The organism is Nocardiopsis sp. TSRI0078 (genome assembly GCF_001905145.1).
Taxonomy (GTDB): Bacteria; Actinomycetota; Actinomycetes; order Streptosporangiales; family Streptosporangiaceae; genus Nocardiopsis.
The window spans coordinates 366,091-383,456 of sequence record NZ_LWLB01000012.1 but is presented as its reverse complement, the minus strand read 5'-3'; the positions used below and the strand labels follow the sequence as shown (position 1 = coordinate 383,456).

The following is a 17,366-nucleotide window of genomic DNA, read 5'->3' as shown; positions in this document are numbered from 1 at the left end:
ATGTGGATCATCGACAACGTCAACACTCTGCTTGGCGACGACCTCAAGGCGGAGATCAAGCGGGGTTCCAAGGTGCGTATCGCCGCATCGGCATTCTCGATCTACGCATTCGAGGCGCTGCGCAAAGAGTTGGAACAGGTCAGTGAACTGGAGTTCATCTTTACTTCTCCTTCGTTCGTTACGGAAAAGGTAACCGACAGGATTCGCAAGGAAGAGCGTAAGTTCTTCATTTCCGAAGCACAGAGAGCGAAGTCCAGCCTTTACAACTCAGAATTTGAGATCCGGTTGCGCAACAAGCTCACCCAGCGCGCGATAGCCAGGGAGTGTGCCGACTGGGTGCGCCGTAAGGTGACGTTCCGGTCGAACGCGACCGGCAACCCGATGCAGCAGTTCGCAGTTGTCGATGACGAAGCGGCCTACATGCCGCTCCAAGGTTTCACCACCGCCGACCTCGGCTACGAGCGTGGTAACGCGGTCTCCAACATGGTGCACCGAGTCGATGATGCCCCTATGACCGCGCAGTATGTCCAGCTCTTCGACCAGATCTGGAACAACTCCGCGCAACTCGATGACGTCACCGATGCGGTCTACGAGCATATTGCCAGCGTATATGCCGAGAACTCGCCGGCGAGGATCTACTTCCTGATACTCTACAACCTGTTCGCGGAGTTCCTCGACGAAATCAACGAGGACGTGCTGCCCAACGACCGCACCGGTTACCAAGACACACAGGTCTGGCAGAGTCTCTACAACTTCCAGCGCGACGCCGCGACTGGGATCATTAACAAGCTCGAGACCTACAACGGCTGCATCCTGGCCGACAGTGTGGGCCTGGGTAAGACGTTCACCGCGTTGGCGGTCGTTAAGTACTACGAACTGCGCAATAAGTCCGTTCTCGTGCTTGCACCTAAGAAGCTCGCCGAGAACTGGACGAACTATAACGCCAACTTGACGACTAACATCTTCGCCAAGGACCGCTTCACCTACGACGTTCTCGCCCACACCGACCTCTCACGCACGAGGGGTGAGTCGATGGGATTGCGCCTTGACCGGATCAACTGGGGCAACTACGACCTGGTCGTCATCGACGAGTCACACAACTTCCGTAACGCCGACTACGCTGAAGAGAAAGAGTCGCGCTACCAGCGGCTCATGCGCCAAGTGATCCGCGAGGGTGTGAAAACCAAGGTGCTCATGCTCTCAGCCACCCCGGTCAATAATCGGTTCAACGACCTCAAGAATCAGCTCCAGCTCGCCTACGAAGGTGAGTCTGAAAACCTTGCTCAGCATCTCAATATATCAACCACGGTCGAGAAGGTGTTCAGCGACGCACAGCGCGTCTTCAATGAGTGGTCCAAGCTCCCGCCCGAATCGCGGACCACGGGTCGCATTCTTCGGATGCTCGATTTCGACTTCTTCGAGCTACTCGACTCTGTCACTATCGCCCGGTCGCGCAAGCACATTCAGGCGTTCTACGACACCACCAAGATCGGTGCTTTCCCCAAACGGCTCCAGCCGAAGTCGATCCGTCAGCCGCTCTCTGACCTGCCCAACATTCCCACCTTCAATGAGATCTTTGGGCAACTCCAACTTCTCACCCTTGCGGTCTACACGCCGCTGGTCTACGTCTTCCCAAGCAGGATCAATAAGTACGAAGATCTCTACAACATCAGGGGTGGCACCGCGCGCTCCAACCTCGGACAACTCGGCCGAGAGCAAGGGCTCAAGAAGCTCATGACCGTCAACCTCCTCAAGCGTCTGGAGAGCTCGGTCGAGGCGTTCCGGCTCACTCTCGCCAAGATCGAAGGAGCCGTTGACAAGACCCTGGGCCGACTCGAAGCACACACCGGATCACTGTCCGACACTGACATGGACTTCGCCGGCCTCACTTCTGATGTCGACGACGAGGACGCCGCCAACGTCGAGGCTCTCTCGTTCGGGGAGAAGATCAAGATCGATCTTGACGACATCGACATCGAATCCTGGCAACGCGACCTGTGGAATGACCGGAAGATTCTTCGTGAGCTGCTCGACGAGATGCGCAAGGTCACACCAGACCGAGACCTCAAACTCCAGGAACTCAAGCGGCTCATCGAGGACAAGGCTGCCAGCCCCATCAACCCCGGTAACCGGAAGGCACTGGTCTTCTCCGCGTTCGCCGACACAGCCGAATATCTCTATCGCGAACTTGCGCCCACCTTCAGCCGTGTCGGACTGGAGACCGCTCTCATCACCGGGGGCGGCCACGCCGCACAGACGACCCTGGGCACCGGCCACGACTTCCAGCAAGTCCTCACGCTCTTCTCCCCGAAATCCAAGCAACGCCACCTCACCATGCCCCAGGAGATCGGCGAGCTTGATGTGCTCATCGGGACCGATGTCATCAGCGAGGGACAGAACCTTCAGGACTGCGACTACCTCGTCAACTACGACATCCACTGGAACCCGGTGCGGATCATCCAGCGTTTCGGCCGCGTCGACCGCATCGGCTCGACCAACGCCCAGATTCAGCTCGTCAACTTTTGGCCCGATATTTCACTCGACGAGTACATCAACCTCAAGGAACGCGTCGAGAACCGCATGGTGATCGCCGACCTCGCCAGCACAGCTGACGACAATGTCCTTACCCTCGAAGGCAGTGACGCGGCCTTCCGCAAGGAACAACTCCGCAAACTCCAGGACGAGGTCATTGAACTCGAGGACGTCCGCACAGGCGTCTCCATCACGGACCTCGGTCTCAACGACTTCCGTATGGACCTCCTCGGCTACCTGAAGGAGTACGGAGACCTCGCCACTGCCCCAAAGGGCCTCCACGCCGTTGTACCCGCCGACCGCGCCAAAGGTTTGCTACCTGGAGTGCTTTTCGCGCTACGTAACGTCAATGCTGATGAGAGCGTCAACCGAGGCAACCGGCTTCACCCGCACTATCTCGTCTATCTTGATGATGACGGCAATGTCATCGCTGACCACACCGAGGTCAAGCACCTGCTTGACCTTATCCGTGCTGGATGCCGCCCCTACAGCCAGCCCGTCACCGACGTCGCCCGTGTCTTCAACGCCGCCACCAGCGAAGGCGCAGAGATGGGCAGGTACTCCGAACTGCTTAACGTGGCGATCCACTCGATGGTCGAGGTCACTAAGGAGCTCGACATCGACAGCCTGTTTACCGAAGGTCACACAACTGCGCTCACGCAGGCGATCGCTGGCCTCGACGACTTTGAGTTGATCGCCTTCATCGCCATCGTCGATCCCTCCGAGGGGCACGCATGACGGACCTACTTTACCGCTGGCCAGCGGCCGCCAAGTTTGGGCGTCCAGTCCCGAAGACCAAGTTCTATGAGCACGGCACCGTAGCCACCACAGTGCGCGAGGGGTTCGTCGCCGATGTCCGGCGCATCTCGTGGGCCTACAAACTCGCCGAGGCCACCATTAACTTGCCAGGCAGCACGGCCGTCCCTGAGATCCAGGTCTTCCAGGTCGACGCGAAGGGCGACGACGTTGCTGAGTCGGTCCTGACCGCGATCGACAAGGCGGTCAAGACGCCCATCATCTTCGAGATCACACACGGTCAGGGGGCCGATCGGCGCATCCGTATGACCGCTGCGTACAAGCAGGTCGGCTCCGGTACCTCCAAGGTCGGCACATACTTCACCACCGGCTGGCTACCCGAAGGCGTCGAGCGGAAGCCACTTCCGACAGCCATTGCTTTGCCCGCCCTGTATGCGGCACTTGTAGAGCCGCTGACTCCGGTATCAGCACGACCAGGTGACGAAGTGTCGGACGTGGCTGCGAGACTAGAGGCAGTGCGCAAGCTCGAACGCGAGGTCGCCTTGCTGGAGCGGAAGATCCGTACCGAGCCGCAACTCAACCGCAAGGTCGAGCTGCGGCGTGCCCTGAAGACGAAACAAGCAGAGTTGGAACAGCAGAGGTAACCGGTGGAGAAACTGCGCATGACGTCGCCTGACCTGACGGACGCTAACATCGAGAAGCTCGCCGAGCTGTTCCCGAGCGTGATCACTGAAGCGCTCGATATTGATGGTAATCTCAGGAAGGCGGTCGACTTTGATCTGCTACGCCAAGAGCTGTCGCACTATATCGTCGAAGGCTCGCAGGAGCGATATCAGCTCGACTGGCCTGGCAAGCGAGCTGCGGATTTCGCTGCCAACGCTCCGATCGCTAAAACCCTGCGGCCGGTCCGTGGGGAATCCGTCGACTTCGACACCACCAAGAACCTCTTCATCGAGGGTGACAACCTCGATGCCCTGAAGCTTCTTCAGGAGTCGTACCTCGGCAAGGTCAAACTCATCTACATCGACCCGCCTTACAACACCGGGCGCGACTTTATCTATGACGACGACTACGCCGCGTCTGCTACGGAGCATCTCGTTAAGTCCGGGCAGGTGGACGATGAAGGGCGCCGTCTGGTCGCCAATCCCGAGACGAATGGCCGTTTCCATTCCGACTGGCTGTCTATGATGTACCCACGTCTCAAGCTTGCGCGGAACCTGCTGAAGGATGACGGTGTCATCTTCATCTCAATCGATGACAACGAGGTTGACAACCTGAAGCGGATCGCCTCGGAAATCTTCGGGGCGCGGAACTTCGTTGCTCAGATCATTTGGCAGAAGGTCTACTCGCCAAAGAACTCGGCCCGCTGGTTCTCAGAAGACCACGACTATATTCTCATCTTCGCTCGTGATAAAGAGAAGTGGCAACCCCGTAAGCTCCCTCGCACCGAAGCGATGGAAGCCCGGTACAAAAATCCTGATAGCGATCCGCGCGGCCCCTGGAAAGCAGCTGACATGACGGCTCGCAATCCGTATGAGGCGGGGCTCTACCCGGTCACGGCGCCTTCGGGGCGAGTGATCAGCGGGCCGCCTCGCGGACGTTATTGGGCTATCTCTGAAAAGCGCTTTAAGGAATTGGATGCAGACAATCGGATCTGGTGGGGTCCGGATAGCAATAACACCCCGGCTGTCAAGCGCTTCCTCTCTGAAGTCTCTGATGGGCGCACGCCGCAGACATTGTGGTTCTACGAGGAAGTGGGCCACACCCAGGATGCCAAGAAGGCGCTCCTGAAATACGTTCCTTTTGAGCACACTGAGAACGTGCTCAACTCGGTTAAGCCCGTCGAGCTCATTCAGCGAATCCTCCACCTTTCCAGCGAGCCTGGCGATGGTGATATTGTGCTGGACTTCTTCGGTGGAAGCGCGACCACCGCGCACGCGGTGCTCAAACAGAACCTTGAGGATGGCGGGAACCGGCGGTTTATCTCAGTGACCATCGAGGAACCTCTACCGAAACCAGAGCCTGGCTTCGGCACCATCTTCGGTATGGGTCTCACCCGTGTGCGAAACGTTGCCGCGGAGATGAAACGATCCGACGATACTCCCACCGGACTTGACACCGGCTTCCGTGTGCTGCGCGTCGACACGACAAACATGACGGACGTCCTTCGCGCACCGAACGAGACCGATCAGCAAGCCCTAATGGGTCTGGAAGACAGTGTGAAGATCGGTCGCTCAGGTGAGGATCTGCTGTTCCAGGTTCTGCTTGACTGGGGTCTCGAACTCACCATGCCGGTCACTGTTAAAAAGCTCGCTGGACGCGAAGTCTTCGTCGTTGAAGATGATGCGCTGATCGCCTACTTCGATACAGAGGTCAGTCCCGAGCTGGTGCGTGCTATCGCGGAGCGTGAGCCACTGCGTGCGGTGTTTCGCGACTCAGCCTTCACATCCGATGCCGCTCGAATCAACGCCGAGCAGGTCTTCCGCGAGGTCTCCCCGGCAACGGACATTAAGGCCATTTGATAAATATGAAGCTTCAATTCAAAGTACAGCAGTATCAGACTGATGCGGTCGACGCGGTCGTTGAGGTCTTTGACGGGCAACCGAAGTATGACGGCGTCTCTTACCGGATCGACCCAGGAAAGGTCAAGTCGACCATATCACCAGCGCTTTTCGAGGCGAATGCAACGCTAGACTCCGGTCTGCGGAACGCCGAGATCGCGTTGACAGCAGAGCAGTTGCTGGACAACGTTCATCGGATCCAGCGATCTCGGAACCTGCCGCTGGCGAGGAATTTGGGAGACAGCAAAGCTGCGCCCGGTGCGCCCAACCTTGATGTCGAGATGGAGACGGGCACCGGCAAGACCTACGTATATATCAAGACCATCATGGAGCTGAACAAGCGCTACGGTTGGTCGAAGTTCATCATCGTCGTCCCCTCGATTGCCATCCGTGAAGGTGTGAAGAAGTCCTTCGATGTGACGGCTGAGCACTTCCAGCAGACGTACGGCACCAAGCCGCGCTCCTTCATCTACAACTCATCCCAGCTCCACGAACTGGAGCGGTTCAGCTCCGACGCCGGGGTGCAGGTGATGATCATCAACATCCAGGCGTTCAATGCGACCGGCAAGGATAACCGTCGCATCTACGACGTCCTCGACGACTTCCAGTCGCGTCGTCCTATTGACGTCATCAGTGCGAATCGTCCCATTGTGATCATTGACGAGCCTCAGAAGATCAGTGCTCTCAAGTCGCTGGATGCGCTGTCGCGTTTCAATGCGCTCATGATGTTGCGCTACTCAGCCACCCACAAGGTTGAGCACACCAAGGTCCATCGTCTCGATGCCCTCGATGCCTACAACCAGAAGCTGGTCAAGAAAATTTCGGTGCGAGGCATCACGGTGAAAGGGCTCGCCGGATCGACGGCGTACCTGTACCTTGATGCGATCGAGATCGCCAAGGGGGCCAAGCCGCGGGCTCGCGTCGAAATCGAGGTGCAGGCCAAAGGCGGTCCAATCAAACGGCAGGTCAAGCGCCTCGATGTTGGAGCCAATCTGCATGATATCTCTAATGGTATCGAAGCCTATAAGGGCTTGTTTATCACCGACATCGACGCCAACCGTGATGTCCTTGAACTCAGCAATGGTGACGTTGTCATCGCTGGTCAGCTCGCCGACTGCGATGTGACCGAGGAGACCAAGCGGCGTATCCAGATCCGTGAGGTGATCCGGGCGCACCTTGACAAGGAGCGGGAGCTGTTCGCTCGGGGGGTTAAGGTGCTGTCGTTGTTCTTCATCGACGAGGTCGCGAAGTATCGCGATTACGCTCGAAAGGACAATCTCGGTGACTACGCCCGTGTTTTCGAGGAGGAGTACACTGCGATCGTCGAGGAGATCCTCGGCGAGCTTGAGCTCGATTCCGCAACTGCTGCGTACCAGGAGTACTTGCGGCGCGACGAAGTGCGTGCCGTGCACCAGGGTTACTTCTCTATCGACAAGAAGACCAAACAGGAAGTCGATGGCCCAGTGCATAAGGCTGGCGACGAGAAGGGCCAATCGAAGGACGTTGATGCTTACGACCTGATCCTCAAGAATAAGGAACGTTTGCTGTCGCTCGCCGAGCCTGTGCGGTTCATTTTTTCCCACTCCGCTCTGCGCGAAGGTTGGGACAACCCCAATGTATTCGTCATGGGTATGCTCAAGAAGAGCGACAACACCGTTTCGCGACGTCAAGAGATCGGTCGCGGCCTGCGTCTGGCTGTTGATCAGCACGGCGAGCGCATGGACAACCCGGTCACGGTACACGACATCAACGAACTGACCGTTGTCACTGACGAGTCCTACACCGAATTTGTAGACGGGCTTCAAAAAGAAATCTCCGCGTCCTTGGCTGCGCGGCCACGAAAGGCCAGTGTCAAGTTCTTCGTTGGTAAGACCATCCAGACCCAGAATGGTGAGTCCGTAGTTGAAGAGGCACTCGCGCAGGCGCTCTACAAGTACCTGATCAAGAACGACTACATCAACGATGACGACACTATCTCGGAGACGTACAAGAAAGACAAAGAAGCTGGCACGCTCGCTGTTCCAACTTCCGAGGTTCTCAAGCCAGTCATCGACTCTGTCTGGCCGTTGGTGGATTCCCTCTATATTGATCTGCCGCGCCCGACCGATGGCCGTAAGTCCAAAAAGATCCCGCTCAACGAGGCCAACTTCACTAAGAAGGAGTTCCAGGACCTGTGGGGTCGGATCAACCACAAGGCCGTCTATCAGGTCGAGTTCGACTCAGACGAACTGATCGGGAAATGCGCCCAGGCGCTCGACAAGCACCTCAATGTCACCGCGATGCAGTACGTTGTCCAGGCAGGAAAGCAGCGCGATTCCCTCGAAGTCGACGACCTCACCGATGGCGCCGGGTTCGATGTGTCAAGCACTGCCACCCACACCGAGTCAGTCCCGACCAGTTCCCAGGTGAAGTACGACCTGCTTGGCGAGATAACTGAGAAGACTCAGCTCACCCGCCGTACTGCCGCTGCCATTCTCAGCGGAGTCACACCGGAGACCTTCGGCAAGTTCCAACTCAACCCGGAGCAGTTCATCACTGAGGCTGCCAGACTGATCAACGAGCAGAAGGCAACCGTTATCGTCGAGCACCTGGCCTATGATGCGCTGGAGGACCGGTTCGACACAGCGATTTTTACGGAAAACCAGACCAAGCAGGACCTCACACACGCAGGCGGCAAGCTAACGAAGCACATTTACGACTACGTCGTCACCGACTCCAAGGTGGAGCGTGACTTTGTCACCGAACTTGACACGAGCAATGAGGTTGCCGTCTACGCCAAGTTGCCGCGCGGATTCTTCATCCCGACGCCTGTCGGCGACTACAACCCCGACTGGGCCATTGCGTTCACCGAGGGCAGTGTGAAGCACGTCTACTTCGTGGCCGAGACGAAGGGTTCACTCTCGACCCTCCAACTCAAGGGTGTCGAGAACGCCAAGGTCGAATGCGCCAGGAAGTTCTTCGCCTCCCTCAATGAAAGGAACGGCCAGGACGTCAAGTACGAAGTTGTTACCGACTACTCCGAGCTGATGCAGGTGGTATCAGGCTGACATACGAAAAGCCGTATCCCAGGATTTCGCCCATCGTTGCCTGTGACAGTCCGGTCAGCTTTCGGTAGCAGCAGAGTATCGCGAGTCCCTGGCTCTCCAGGGTCTGCCGTACATCGGGCAGTAGCCAGAGCTATCGGATGACGGGTGCGGTGGTCATGCATGCGACCGGGTGAACCAGGCCAGGACCGACCGCTTGTAGCCCTCGGGCATCGGCAGACTGGGCACCTCGTCCTCGGTGAACAGACCGGCTTCCTTGTGTTCGCTGGAGACCACGACAGGGGTCTGGGAGGCGACGCGGCACCCGTAGGTGACGATGAAGACATGCCGGTCCACCTGGGTGATGTGGTAAATCCACGAGTCGAGAATCTCGGTCACTTGAACGGGCCAGCCCGTCTCCTCCTCGATCTCCCGGGCCAGGCACTCCTCGGGGGTCTCGCCGAGCTCGATCTTGCCGCCCGGCAGCTCCCACTCGTCGCGCTCGTTGCGCAACAGCAGCACCCTGTCGTCGCGGATGACGACGCCTTTGATCGAGACCGGGAACATGCGCGGGACGTAGGGGGTGTCGGACACGGGAAGGCTCGCTTTCGAGGGCGTGTGGGCTCAGTACCCGTGAAGTAAACAGGGGAACTGAGCTGTACGGGGTCGTGTCCGGTGAACTCACTGATCACGACTTCAGATTCTTCGGACCGATCGCTGTCCAGCCCCGGCGCAGCAGCCGATCACGCTAGGCTTTGTGGGGTGACTGACACCTCGATTCGCACCAGGTTCGCCCCTTCCCCGACCGGCATGTTCCACGTGGGCAACGCCCGGTCCCTGCTGCTGAACTGGGTGGTCGCGCAACAATCCGGCGGCACCATGGTGCTGCGGATCGAGGACACCGACGCCGCCCGCTCCCGCCCCGAGTGGACCGAGGGCATCCTGGCCGCGATGTCCTGGCTCGGGGTGGACTCCACCCAGTACGAGGGCCCCTACTCCCAGACTGAGGCTGCCGACAAGCACACCGAGGCCGCCCAGCGCCTGCGCAAGGAAGGTCTGGCCTACTACTGCGACTGCACCCGTGACCAGGTCCAGGCCCGCCGCGACAACCCCAACCTGGGCTATGATGGGTTCTGCCGGAACCGCGGTCTGGAGGCCGGCACCGGGCGGGCGCTCCGCTTCCGGATCCCCGAGGGCGGACCGACCGTGGTCGAGGACCAGATTCGGGGCCGGGTGGAGTTCCCGCACGAGGCCCTGGAGGACTTCGTGATCGCCCGCGGCGACGGCACCGCCCTGTTCGTGCTGGCCAACGTGGTGGACGACGTGGAGATGGGCATCACGCACGTCATCCGTGGCGAGGAGCACCTGTCCAACGCTCCCAAGCAGCAGCTTCTGTGGGAGGCATTGGGGCACACCCCGCCGGTGTGGGCGCACGCTCCGGTTCTGGTGAACGAGAAGCGCCAGAAGTTGTCCAAGCGCCGGGACAAGGTCGCCATGGAGTCCTACCAGGCCGAGGGGTATCTGCCCGAGACCATGGTCAACTACCTGATGCTGCTGGGGTGGGCGCCCGGGGACGACCGCGAGATCATGCCGATCGAGGAGATGATTCCGCTCTTCGATCTGGCTGACGTCAACTCCTCGCCCGCCTTCTTCGACGAGAAGAAGCTGCGCGCCTTCAACGGCGACTACATCCGCGCCCTGGGCGTGGACGAGTTCGTTAAACGCTGCGCCCCTTACCTGGAGGGCGATCAGGTGCCGTGGCGAAGCGAGGACTTCGACGCGGATGTGTTCGCCAAGATCGCCCCGCTGGCGCAGAGCCGGGTGGCGGTGCTCAGCGAGATCGTGCCGAACGTGGACTTCCTGTTCCTGGACACTCCGGTCTTCGATGACAAGAGTTGGGCCAAGGCCATGAAGCCCGGGATCGGCGCGGAGATGCTCACCGCAGCGATCGCTACCTACTCGGACGAGTCCCTGGCCTGGGATGCCGAATCCTTGAAGGGAGCCCTTGAGCAGGCCGGGGCCACTCAAGGGCTCAAGCTCGGCAAGGCTCAGGCTCCCGTGCGGGTCGCGGTGACCGGACGTACGGTCGGCTTGCCGCTTTTCGAGTCGCTGGAGTTGCTGGGCCGCGAGCGCACGCTGGAGCGCCTGCGCGTGGCGCTGGAGCGGCTCAACGCCTGACGGGCCGAAGCCAGTCGCACGGCAGTCAACTCCGGAGGAAAGACCTCCAGCAGTTCCGACGCCCGGGGCCCGTCCCGCTGTCCGGTGAGCACCCAGCGCACCGTATGCGGAGGCGGGCACTTGGCCGTGCCACATGACCAGGCGTCCAGCCACCACAGTGCCTCCTCTGCCTGCGCTGGAGGCGGTGCATGTTCGATCTCCGTATCGGTGAGTGCCCGACACAGCTGGACCTGTTGGAGCAGCGGCCGCGGGTAGTGCTGGGTGATCCACTTGAGGACGCCCGGGGATGCCCCCGGACACCGGTCATCCAGTTCCTGACAGGCCACCTCTGGAGTGAGGGTGACGGACACCTTCCGATCCAGGGAGCGTAGACGTGGCTCGTCCAGGAGACCGTCCCCGTGGTGGGGAAGAACCGTACGGATCTGATCCACCAGCTCGGAGAAGCCGACCGGCCGAGCAGTTGGCCGAGACTGGTCCAGGTACGGCTCCGCGAAGAAGTGCCGCAGGGTCGAGGGCCTGATGCCTTGTCCGAGAAGGTCAGCGACGCGAGGTACGACAGGCCCCGGTTCCAGCAGTTTGGAGAGGAACAGGTGAGCCGGAGGGCGTCCTCCTTCAGCCAGGGCCCAGTACAGGCGGACCTGAGCGGGCGTGGCGTCGCATTTGTCGGTGCCCCGGACGATCAGGGTCGTGCGCTGTTCGATGTCGTCGACGACCGTGGCCAGGTGCCATAGTGCCCGTCCGTCACTTCGCATGAGCGGGACCGTCTCCTGCGCTGGGTCGAGGGCCGTGGTCGTGTTCACGACCACGGAGGCGGTCAGGGACTTGGGACAGACACCCCGTGCGTTCATGAGCCGGTCCGCGGCGGTCACATCAAAGCAGGGAAGTCCTCGCCTCGTCACCAGGAGACCTTGGATATCCAGCCGCTGTAAGGCCTGCTGGTACCGGTCGCCTCGCTGGCTCTGGCGGAAGACTCGCTGTTCGTCCTCGACCGGTATCTGAGCCACCCGCGTGAGCTCTTGGAGAAGCCGTGATCGGTATTCGTCGCGGCTGCGCAGGCTGTCGCTGTCGTCCCACCGAACCGCCACCCGCGTACGGACACCGAGATACTGTGCGGCCCTGTGGGCCAGAAGCGCGGTGAGCAGGTGGGTGCGCAGGACTCCGACACGAAAGGACGCGTGGTTGGGGGAGATGCCCAGCCGTGTCCGGACTCCCTCGGAGGCAGCCGCGGTGATCGCGGGATGCGTGAACCAAGGCTGGAGGTCGACCATGGATCATCCCTCGCCCAACACGCCACACCACAGCGGCACCGTGGCGACCGTCGGATGCGGGTGCGCGTGGCCGAACCTGTCGCCTTCTCCGAATTCCTCGCTGTGGTCGGCGCAGACCACCACCAGGGGGCGTTGTGTGCTCAGCCGTGAGAACAGGTCGCCCAAGCGGGTGTCGGCCCATTCCAGGGCGCGCCTCTGCATGCCTAGGAGCACTTCGATGTCGTCGGCGGTCAGGGCTTTCTCGTCAGAGGCGGCCTGTTGGGAGTCGTGTAGCCGGTAGAGGTGTCGGAGGAGTTCTCTGTTCCGGTCAGTGAGGGGACTGAACGGGGTTGTGTAGGGGATGTGTGTGCTGGAGCAGTTGACGAACAGGAAGAACCGTTCGGCCTCCAGGCACAGGTCCGCGAGCGTCCGGGTGTGGGCCAACGGCAGATCCTCACCGCGCTCGGCGACACGAGCTTCTGGTGTGGCCGGGGCGCGGGAGGATCGACCGAAGTAGTGGAACTCCGAGAACAGCTTCGGCAGGCCGTTGGCCGGATCCGAGGAGTCGAAGAAGGTGACGCCTCCAGCGCCCACCACCCGGTAGTCCTTCTCGCTGTAGTGCGCCATCAAGGTGGGGCCGTCGAAGGGGATGGCGGCGTGGCGTTTCGAGGGTCGGGCGGCGGCCGAACGCCAGACCGCGTCCACAGTGTTCCCGTCGAGTGTGAGGGCCCCCGAGACTGGTCGGGGCAGGAAGCCGTTGAACAGCGCGGCGTGTGCGGGGAGCGTGTAGGTTCCCGGGCTCTCGGCTCGCAGCAGCGGGCCGAGCTTCGCCAGGTTCGGGGTGTGTGCGCTCGCCGCGACGTCGTAGCGGCAGGAGTCCAAGGTGACGAGGACGACGCTGCGCTCGGCCAGATCGGTGTCCGGCATCGGCTCACACCTCCAGGGCCAGCGACGGGTCGCGGAAGCGGTCCATCGGGGACAGGGTGAGTAGGCGCTCGGAGAGCAGCGGAAGTTCGGCCAGTGTCGCGGCGGTCAGCTCTTCCACAGCACCGTGGTTGAGGCGGTTGCCTCGCCGTGCCAGCCGAACGCCGACGAACGACGGGTCATCCAGGCGGTCACCGTTGCGCGACACGAGCACGACCTCGTTGGGTACGCCGAGCTTGGCGTGGATGCGGTCCGCCAGGCGTGCGGCGGCGAGCGTGTACAGCTTGCCGGTGTGGTGCACCGGGTTCTTTCCGGCCAGGGCCTCCACACCCGCGCCGCCGCTGGCGGAGATCACGCCGTTGGCCTTGTTGCCGCGCCCGACGAGCCCGCAGTCGCCCTTGCCCAGGGATGTGCCGAACGGCGCCAGATAGGCGCTGCTGCCCTGGTCCTTGGTGTTGACGCTCAGCCGTGTGAGCCATGGATGCTGCCGCACGACCGGGTGTTCGTTGACGAAGGCGTCGAGACGGTCGTATGCCTCGGACACCAGGGCCGTGTACTCGCGGTGCGAGCCGACCGTTTCCGGATATACCGGAAGGCAGACCGTCGCTTGCAGCACGTCCGCCGCTCTGGTCAACATCACCTTGACGTCGGAACCCAGCCCGCGGAACGCATCTCTGAATGAGGGGCTGTTGACGTGGTTCTCCACGTCGATCGCCAAGGTGTCCAGAGGGTCGGCGGGGGAGTAGGCGCTACAGAAGGCCGTGTCGTTGGCCAGAGCTCCCCCCGTGGCGATACGGCACTCGTCAACGACGGAGGGACGGTAGAACGAGGTCGGATGGTCAGCTCCGATGCCTGCGGTGTTCTCTACGAAGCTGCGCACGGAGCGGATGATCTGGTCGCTGCCGGTTGCCCCCGCCAGCACGTTTTCGACTGCTGCTCGGAACAGGTCCTCGATGGGGAAGGCCTCGGTGCCCACCGCACGCGTCACCTTGCCGAACAGGTAGGCGCTGATGGGCTTGCGGATCGTGTAGCCGCCGAAGTCGACCTCCGCCTCGGCGCCGACCAGGGCCACCTTGTCCACCCAGTGGTTCGGGACTGCCCCGAAGCGGTCGAGTCCGTGAAGCGAATAGCGGCGGGAGAACTCTTCCGCGATGAGGTCGGCGAGTGAGTCCGGATGGCCGATACCCTTGCGTTCGACCACGTTGAAGCCGAAGTCCGTGCTGGGAACGAGGGCTTCGTGGCAGGTTATGCGCATTGACTGCCTCCTATTTGGTCAAGTCCGTTAACGAGCTTCGAGGGAATGTCAGATAAGAGGGAGGGCCGGGCCTTCTCCACGGGTGGACGGGGTGTTAGGAAGTTAAGGCCATGTCCTCCGCGTGACCCGGAAAGAAATTCCGGGGTGTTCAGGAAGGGCTCTGATGCCTCCGAGTTCCCCTCAGCTCAGCCCCGGCCAGCGGGTCGCCTGGCACCGGCTCCGACGCGGCCTTTCTCAAGAGGTGCTGGCGGGTCTGGTCGGGAGAACGGCTGACTGGCTGGGCAAGGTCGAGAACGACCGGGCGCCCTTGGACCGACTCTCGGTGATCAGTTCACTGGCCGATGCCCTCGGCGTTCCTGTTATCGCTCTGATCGGAGACCACACGCACCATGGGCACCACAAGAAAACGGACGCGCATGTCGCTCAGATCCGGTCAGTCTTGATGGATTACCGACAGATCAGCTCAGTTTTCCCGTTCGTCGGGAACAACGGTGAGCGACCGGACCTGCGTTTTCTTCGAAACGAGGCGGAAACGATCATGGGCGCCTACCAAGCATCCAACTACAGCCGGGTATTTCGTGGGATCCCCGACCTCCTCGCTCGGGCGCATACCGCGGTGCGTGCCTACGAGGGCGAGCAGAGGCGGCAAGCTGGAGCTCTGCTCGCTCTGGCCTGTCAGGCGTGCGCGATGATTCTCACCAAGGTCGGAGAAGCAGATCTGGCTTGGATCGCGACGGAGCGAGGTATGAAGGCTGCCTTCGACTACGGCGATCTGACCCTTCAGGGCTCCCTGATGCGTTCGGGGGTGCACTCCCTCCACTCACGAGGGCAACACGAGACGGCCGTCGCGCTGACAGGGGAAGCCGCTTCGTATCTGCGGAGGGAACAGGGCGATCGTCCCACCAACGCGCGGTTGCTGTCCGTCTACGGCACCCTGTTGTTGCCGGGAGCCGTGGCCGCAGCACGCAATGGGGATCGTGCCAGCGCGATGGAGTACCTGGAGGAAGCCGAACGCGTCGCTTCCCGGCTTGGGCGAGACGCCAACCATCTGTGGACGGCGTTCGGTCCGACCAACGTGGTCCTGCACAGAGTGACCGTTGCCGCCAGCCTTGGAGACCCGCGCGCTGTTCTCGAACTGGGAGTTGGTGTCAATACTGCGGCCCTGCCACGGGAGAGGCGGGTACGCCACCTCTTCGACGTGGCCGGAGCGTTCGCGAACGTCAACGAGATCCCGTCAGCCGTTGAGCGCATGCTGGAGGCGGAGAGGTTGGCAGCCTCCCATGTCCACCGGCACGTGATGAGCCATCAGATCGTGGGGCGCATGATGCGGACCAAGGCGGGGAGACGGGATCGGAGGCTGGCGGATTTGGCGCACCGGATGGGGATGTTCTGACGCGGAGGCCGTTAGTGTCGGGGCATGGCTTCCGATCCCACAGAATCCTTCTCTCGCCCAAGGGTCGCCGCTGGTGCCCTGTTCTTCAATCACCTCGGTCAGGTGATGATGGTGGTTCCCTCCTACAAGGACTACCTGGACATCCCCGGTGGATACATCGAGCACGGGGAGACACCGACCCAGGCCGTGGTGCGCGAGGTGAAGGAGGAACTGGGGATCGCTCCACCCATCGGGCGACTTCTGGTCGTGGACTGGGCGCCCAACCCTTCTGAGGGCGACAAGCAGTTGTTCGTCTTCGACGGGGGAGTGCTGGACCAGGGCTGGTTGAACCAGATCACTCTCGATCCGGCCGAGTTGACCGGATACGAGTTTCACGACGTGGCCACGATCGAATCGGTGACGATCCCCCGGCTCGCGCGCAGGGTCGCCCATGGCGCACGCGCACGCCAGGAGGGCACAACTGTCTACCTGGAGAACGGTGAGACCATCTCGTAGGCGTTACTCGCTGGTGAGGTGAAGGGCGATGACGAAGGCGCTCCATTCGGAACCGCTGAAGGAGAGGCGGCCCAGGTCGCGGTTCTGGGTGTCGCGCATGTCCGCTCCGGTGTTGTGTTCGCGGACTTCGACGCACTCGTTGTTGCCGCCGCTGTAGGACGACTTGTGCCACTCAGTCACCGTTGATCCTCTTCATTTCGTTACGGATGGTCCTTAGCGTCTCATCCGGTCCCCAGGCCACGCCCTGCAAGGCCGCGAACCACATCCGGTAACGGCCCACCTCGTTGGTCGCGGTGATGATCTGCCCCTGGTGAGCCGACTCCACGTAGACCACCTCGGGCTGGTCGGCCGAGGTGATGACGCGGAAGGGGCCGTTGTTGCCTGCGTGGCGCGGCTCGTCCACGGGCACCACCAGCAAGTTGACGCGTTCCTTCTCCACCAGGTCCACCACGTATTCGAGCTGTTCCAACTGCACCTGTGCCGAACCGTAGCGGCGCATGAGCAGGGACTGGTCGACCACGAGCCAGATGACGGGGGAGAGCGCCTTGGCCATCTGCTGCGCCCTGCGGGCCCTTTGCTGGGCGCGCTCGGCGAGTTCGTTCGCGGACAGCCAGGGAGCACCGTAGCGGATCACGGCCCGCGAGTAGGCCTCGGTCTGTAGATACACCGGGAACACCAACGCCTGGTACTCGTACAGGGCGTCAGCGGTGTGGGTGCGCTCGGCGACTTCATGCAACCACGCCCGCCGACCCGAACCCGTCAGCTCCTCCCAGAGCCGCTCCAGACGCCCGCCGCCGTGCAACGTCTCGTCGAGGGTTCGACGCAGCCAGGGGCGGGCTATCGCCTTTCCGTTCTCGATATCGGAGACATGGGAGTTGCTGATCGCCGTTCCCCGCTGGCTGATGCGGCGCGCGACGGCTTCCTGAGTCAGCTCGGCCTCGATTCGCAGCCTACGCAACTCGCGCCCGAAAACCTTCAAGGTGCGTTCGTCAGGGGTCATGC

The 17,366-nt window shown here is 61.5% G+C and carries 12 protein-coding genes; 7 read left to right on the top strand and 5 right to left on the bottom strand.

What is annotated here, in order from left to right; translation table 11 throughout:
* Genes A6A08_RS12005 through A6A08_RS11990 form a run of 4 tightly spaced genes read left to right on the top strand, consistent with a single transcriptional unit; the run spans window position 1 to window position 8,896 of the window.
* Complete coding sequence (locus A6A08_RS12005; RefSeq protein ID WP_073702635.1) at window positions 1-3,270, top strand: helicase-related protein; 3,270 nt, start codon at window positions 1-3, stop codon at window positions 3,268-3,270.
* On the top strand, window positions 3,267-3,932 hold the full coding sequence (locus A6A08_RS12000; protein ID WP_073702634.1) for a DUF4391 domain-containing protein: 666 nt from the start codon (window positions 3,267-3,269) through the stop codon (window positions 3,930-3,932). Before A6A08_RS12005 ends, A6A08_RS12000 begins: the two co-directional genes overlap by 4 nt.
* A 3-nt stretch (window positions 3,933-3,935) precedes the next feature.
* Window positions 3,936-5,810, top strand: coding sequence for a site-specific DNA-methyltransferase (locus tag A6A08_RS11995; RefSeq protein ID WP_073702633.1), 1,875 nt, complete (start codon window positions 3,936-3,938; stop codon window positions 5,808-5,810).
* Window positions 5,811-5,815: 5 nt separating this feature from the next.
* Window positions 5,816-8,896 carry a type III restriction-modification system endonuclease gene (locus A6A08_RS11990; RefSeq protein ID WP_073702632.1) on the top strand — a complete coding sequence of 1,027 codons (3,081 nt, stop codon included), beginning with the start codon at window positions 5,816-5,818 and terminating at the stop codon, window positions 8,894-8,896.
* Window positions 8,897-9,049: 153 nt separating this feature from the next.
* Here the strand turns inward: A6A08_RS11990 and A6A08_RS11985 are convergent, their stop codons facing one another.
* Window positions 9,050-9,466 carry an NUDIX domain-containing protein gene (locus A6A08_RS11985; protein WP_143181742.1) on the bottom strand — a complete coding sequence of 139 codons (417 nt, stop codon included), beginning with the start codon at window positions 9,464-9,466 and terminating at the stop codon, window positions 9,050-9,052.
* 168 nt (window positions 9,467-9,634) lie between these two features.
* On the opposite strand from A6A08_RS11985, the gene gltX reads away from it, so the two are divergent.
* Complete coding sequence (gltX, locus tag A6A08_RS11980) at window positions 9,635-11,050, top strand: glutamate--tRNA ligase (protein ID WP_073702631.1); 1,416 nt, start codon at window positions 9,635-9,637, stop codon at window positions 11,048-11,050.
* Window positions 11,051-12,321: 1,271 nt separating this feature from the next.
* Here gltX and A6A08_RS11975 read toward each other — a convergent pair.
* Window positions 12,322-13,224 carry a sulfatase-like hydrolase/transferase gene (locus A6A08_RS11975; protein ID WP_073702630.1) on the bottom strand — a complete coding sequence of 301 codons (903 nt, stop codon included), beginning with the start codon at window positions 13,222-13,224 and terminating at the stop codon, window positions 12,322-12,324.
* Between the two features lie 4 nt (window positions 13,225-13,228).
* The gene (locus A6A08_RS11970; protein WP_073702629.1) at window positions 13,229-14,476 is read right to left on the bottom strand and encodes a methionine adenosyltransferase; all 1,248 of its coding nucleotides are present in this window, start codon (window positions 14,474-14,476) and stop codon (window positions 13,229-13,231) included.
* Between the two features lie 163 nt (window positions 14,477-14,639).
* On the opposite strand from A6A08_RS11970, the gene A6A08_RS11965 reads away from it, so the two are divergent.
* Both A6A08_RS11965 and A6A08_RS11960 read left to right on the top strand, forming a co-directional pair.
* Window positions 14,640-15,869 carry a helix-turn-helix domain-containing protein gene (locus A6A08_RS11965; protein WP_073702628.1) on the top strand — a complete coding sequence of 410 codons (1,230 nt, stop codon included), beginning with the start codon at window positions 14,640-14,642 and terminating at the stop codon, window positions 15,867-15,869.
* Window positions 15,870-15,893: 24 nt separating this feature from the next.
* Window positions 15,894-16,364, top strand: coding sequence for an NUDIX hydrolase (locus tag A6A08_RS11960; RefSeq protein ID WP_073702627.1), 471 nt, complete (start codon window positions 15,894-15,896; stop codon window positions 16,362-16,364).
* A 3-nt stretch (window positions 16,365-16,367) separates the two neighbouring features.
* Here A6A08_RS11960 and A6A08_RS11955 read toward each other — a convergent pair whose 3' ends face one another.
* Both A6A08_RS11955 and A6A08_RS11950 read right to left on the bottom strand, forming a co-directional pair.
* The gene (locus tag A6A08_RS11955) at window positions 16,368-16,544 is read right to left on the bottom strand and encodes a DUF397 domain-containing protein (protein ID WP_073702626.1); all 177 of its coding nucleotides are present in this window, start codon (window positions 16,542-16,544) and stop codon (window positions 16,368-16,370) included.
* A complete protein-coding gene (locus tag A6A08_RS11950) occupies window positions 16,537-17,364 on the bottom strand; it encodes a helix-turn-helix transcriptional regulator (RefSeq protein WP_073702804.1) in 828 nt (275 codons plus the stop codon). Before A6A08_RS11950 ends, A6A08_RS11955 begins: the two co-directional genes overlap by 8 nt.
* Window positions 17,365-17,366 lie beyond the last annotated feature (2 nt).

Excerpts from the sequence above, each read along its gene's own strand:
- A6A08_RS12000 (WP_073702634.1), top strand. The coding sequence starts at position 3,267 with ATGACGGACCTACTTTACCGCTGGCCAGCGGCCGCCAAGTTTGGGCGT.
- A6A08_RS11975 (WP_073702630.1), bottom strand. The coding sequence starts at position 13,224 with ATGCCGGACACCGATCTGGCCGAGCGCAGCGTCGTCCTCGTCACCTTG.
- A6A08_RS11960 (WP_073702627.1), top strand. The coding sequence starts at position 15,894 with ATGGCTTCCGATCCCACAGAATCCTTCTCTCGCCCAAGGGTCGCCGCT.
- A6A08_RS11990 (WP_073702632.1), top strand. The coding sequence starts at position 5,816 with ATGAAGCTTCAATTCAAAGTACAGCAGTATCAGACTGATGCGGTCGAC.
- A6A08_RS11970 (WP_073702629.1), bottom strand. The coding sequence starts at position 14,476 with ATGCGCATAACCTGCCACGAAGCCCTCGTTCCCAGCACGGACTTCGGC.
- A6A08_RS11950 (WP_073702804.1), bottom strand. The coding sequence starts at position 17,364 with ATGACCCCTGACGAACGCACCTTGAAGGTTTTCGGGCGCGAGTTGCGT.
- A6A08_RS12005 (WP_073702635.1), top strand. The coding sequence starts at position 1 with ATGTGGATCATCGACAACGTCAACACTCTGCTTGGCGACGACCTCAAG.
- A6A08_RS11965 (WP_073702628.1), top strand. The coding sequence starts at position 14,640 with ATGCCTCCGAGTTCCCCTCAGCTCAGCCCCGGCCAGCGGGTCGCCTGG.